Genomic DNA, 3,615 nt, shown 5'->3' with positions numbered 1-3,615 from the left:
GGCCTGGGCCGCCCTGCCGTCGTACTTTCGGACCTGGCTCGCCTGCCGGTCGCGGTCGTCCTCCCGGTCCCGCGCCGCCTTCTCCTTGCGCTCGGCGTCCTGACGGAGCTGCTCGAGCCGCTCGGCGTCGCGCATAGCGGGATCGGCCCGCAGCGCGTCGCGGCGCGCTTCCAGTTCGGCGCGCTGCTCCTCCAGCGCGGTGAGTTCCCCCCGCGCTTCGTCCAGCTGCTGCTGGGCGGCAGTGAAGGCCTCTTCGGCGGCGGCGAGGTCCCGGCCGAGCTGTTCGTAACGGCTCTGCGTCAGCCGCGGCCCGGCGGCCTTGCGCTTGGCCGCCACCTTCGCGTACCGGCGGTAGTGGCCGAGGAAGTCGGTGGCGGCCTGCTGGGCGTCGGCGAGGGAGCGCAGCGCGTCGCGCTCCTCGTCGAGACCGCGGAACGCCTCGGCGACGGTCGTCACGAGGCCGGGACTGAGCGGGGGCAGTGCCTCGGTGAGCGCCCTGGACAGCAGCTTCTCGTCGGGCTTCTTCGACAGCTGCGGCTGGCGCAGCTGGATCAGCAGGTTGACCAGGGCCTCGTAGCGGTGCGCGCCGAGGCCGAACAGGTGCTCGTCCACCGCGCGGCGGTAGTCGGCCGCCCGGTCGTAGACGAAGCCGCGTGAGCCGATCTCCTCCCGCAGCTTCTCCCTGGTGAGCGGGACCCGGCTGTCGGGCAGCAGCCGCAGCTCGGCGCCGGGGCGCTGGCTGGTGATGAAGAACCAGTGCCGGGCGATCCCGCGCCCGGCGACGGCCTTCAGCCCGCAGCCGATCGTGCGGAACTCCTCGGCGCCGTCGGCGGCCCTGCGGCCGAACTCCAGCCACGTGTAGCCGAGGCGCTCGGGGCTGGGATGCTTGCCGCCCAGCAGCAGGTTCCACTCCATCCGCTTCTGCCGGTCGCCGTCCGGCTCCACCCGGTGCGGCGCGAGGTCCCCGTCGAGCAGGAACGGCAGCGTGAGGGCGAGCACCTTGGACTTGCCGGTTCCGTTGTTGCCGCGCAGCAGCAGACGGCCGTCGTGGAACCAGAACTCCTCCTGGTCGTAGTAGAACATGTCGACGAGGCCGGCCCGCAGGGGCTTCCACCGCTCAGAAGATGGTGCTGGCAGCATGGGCCGTCGCCTTTCTGGTCTGGCGTCCTGGGGAGCTTCCCGGCTCCCGGATGGTCGGCTCGGCGAGGGCGAAGCGGGCGATGGCGGGGCGGCCGCGGATCACGGTGCCGGTGCCGTCGCGCGTTACCTCGATGTCGATGTCGACGAGGCGCAGGGCGGTGAGCTTCTCCAGCGCGATGTCGAGCAGTTCGGTCTCCGCGCCGGGATCGGTGACGCCCTTGCGCCAGTAGCCTGCGTGCGCCTGCGCCGCCCGGCGGACGAACGCGAGGAGTTCGCCCCGCGGTGCCCGCGCCCTGCCCGCCAAGTACTCGGCGAGAAGCAGCGTGACGTGCCCGTCGGTGCGCTGCTCGGGCATCCGCACGTCGGTGAGCTCGTCATCCGGGTCCACCATGGCGATGCCCTCGGCGCGCAGCTCCGGGAGCAGCCCGGTAGCCTCGCTGATCCGCCCGGTGATGTTGTGCCGCTGGGCGACCAGGTAGGCACGCTCGTCTTCGGTCAGCTCGTCGTAGTAGACGACTGGCTCGTCGAGCAGCCGCCGGGTGAGGGTTCTGCGCAGCGCCTGGTTGCGCAGTTCGTCGGTCTCGGCGACCGGCTCGGCGGTCAGCTCCGCGAGTCTCGCCTCGAACGCGCGGGCGGTGATCGTCGACGGGCCCCTGCTGCCGGTCAGCAGCGCGCCCAGTACCGGCCGGCGCACGTCGTACAGCACGTCGGCGCCTGCCGACAAGTACGCGTCCTCGTCTCCGGCGACCCGGGTGAGCACGCCCCAGGTAAGCAGCAGCCGGACCACGGCCACGAGGTCGGCGCGGTCGCTCCTGGTGTCCAGGGTCAGCATGAACCCGGTGGCTGCCAGGCCGGGTTCGGCGGCGGCGGTGAGCACGTCGTCGGCGAGACTGCCGAGCGTGGTCTGCGCGTCGGCGCGGGCCAGCGCGGACAAGGCCAGGCAGAGAGTGACGTACCTGCGTCGGCTGAACGGCTCCTTGTTGTGCCCGCGAGCCGGATGGGTAGCGTCGCCGGAAGCCAGCGGAGCGGTCTTGAACAGCCGGGCCGTCTCCGCGTCCGCGGTCAGCCGCCAGCCGGTCTCCCTGCGCAGCCAGCCGCTGAGTGCTGGCAAGTGCCGCCGGACCAGCATGAGCGGCTCGGCGTCGTCGGCCGCGACAAGCAGCGGCTTAGCGAGCAGGGCACGGATGGCGGCCTGGCGCTGCGCCTGCTCCTCGGCGGGTATCACGGCACCAGGTCCGTGATCTCGATGACGTGCTCGGGACCGGTGAGCACGCCGTCCTCTGTCTTGATTACGGCGGTGCCGCCCTCGGCGACCAGGCACAGCCGCACCTCCAGGCTGCCGTCGCTTGTGACGGTCTTCACCTCGGTGTCGCCGGGCGCGCGGGTCGCGAGCGCGTCGCCGAGCAGGCTGAGGAAGAGGCGGAACGCCCTCGGGTCGAGCACGTCGACGTCGGACAGCAGCGTCGGCCCGTTGGTGCGCAGCCGCCGTCTTGCCTCCGCGGTCTGTGCGGCCTCCTGCTCCGCCTGGCGCCGCAACAGTTCCCGGGCCGCGGACCGGTCCGTTACCTGGTTTGGCTTGCCGCGCCGCTCGTAGCTCCCGGTCTTCCTGAGCTGCGGCGAAATCCGGATCGGTGGCGCCTCGCCCCACGGCGTCCCGGCCGGCACGTTCTCCCACGCATCCGCGGTGTCGCCGGTGACGGACAGGTGCCGGGCGGGGGACAGGCCGAACGCCGCCCGCCACAGCCGGTGAGCCGCCGCGTCATCCGGTGCCTCAGCGAACCACCGGGCAAGCGCGGCGAAGTCCGCCGACCTGTCCGACCGGCCGGAACGCCGGTCGTTGAGCAGGCCGACCGCGTCGATGAGCTGCTTGATCGCGGTCACGGCGGCCTGCCGAAGCAGCCTGGCTTGCGACGGGTGCCCTGCATCGCGCGAGGTGAACCAGTCGTCGAGGCCGCGCCACCGGTTCCGCCACCTGTCGAGCGCCTGCTCTTCCGCACGAGCCAGCGACGCGGCTGCGTCCGCTCCCTCGAGGACCGCGTCGGCGGCCTCGCGCCTCGCGGCCACCGCCAGCAACCGCTCGTGACCGGCGGCTTCCAGCTCGGTCAGCAGGACCGTGATCCGGGCACCGGAGTTGGCGAGGTCGGCGATGAACCGGTTGATGTAGTCGATCAGCCGTTCCTTGTAGGCTATGAAGCCGTCGACGTCCCCGTCGGAGAAGTCGATCGCGCGCCGCAGCGCGGACATGAACGCTTGCGCGTTGTCGGCGAGCGAGGAGAACCGCTCCGCCACCGACAGCAGCAGCAGGTGGACCTTGGCCGGATCGGGGTCGCTTTCTGCGGCCAGCGTGCGCAGGGCCCGGAGCCGGTCGGCGATGTCGGCCAGGGCGACCGACTGGAGCTGGCCGCGCCGCCCGATCGCCTCCTCGTAGAACGCGATGGCCTGCTCGGCCGCCTGCCCTTCTGCGGTGAGCTGGTA

Annotated in this window: 3 protein-coding genes; all 3 read right to left on the bottom strand. The window is 72.2% G+C overall.

Translation table 11 applies throughout. From position 1 onward, the window contains the following. On the bottom strand, positions 1-1,140 hold a 1,140-nt coding region (locus WA805_RS08780; protein ID WP_425242087.1), incomplete at its 3' end, for a TIGR02680 family protein. After that, the gene (locus WA805_RS08775) at positions 1,118-2,365 is read right to left on the bottom strand and encodes a TIGR02678 family protein (protein ID WP_425242086.1); all 1,248 of its coding nucleotides are present in this window, start codon (positions 2,363-2,365) and stop codon (positions 1,118-1,120) included. The genes WA805_RS08775 and WA805_RS08780, both read right to left, overlap by 23 nt. Further along, positions 2,362-3,615: TIGR02677 family protein (locus WA805_RS08770; protein WP_425242085.1), on the bottom strand; the 1,254-nt coding region annotated here is incomplete at its 5' end. The genes WA805_RS08775 and WA805_RS08770, both read right to left, overlap by 4 nt.

Source organism: Trebonia sp. (assembly GCF_049794275.1).
In the GTDB taxonomy this organism is placed as follows: Bacteria; Actinomycetota; Actinomycetes; order Streptosporangiales; family Streptosporangiaceae; genus Trebonia.
Note: the sequence above shows the minus strand (reverse complement) of the source record. Positions and strands in the feature narration are given on the sequence as shown.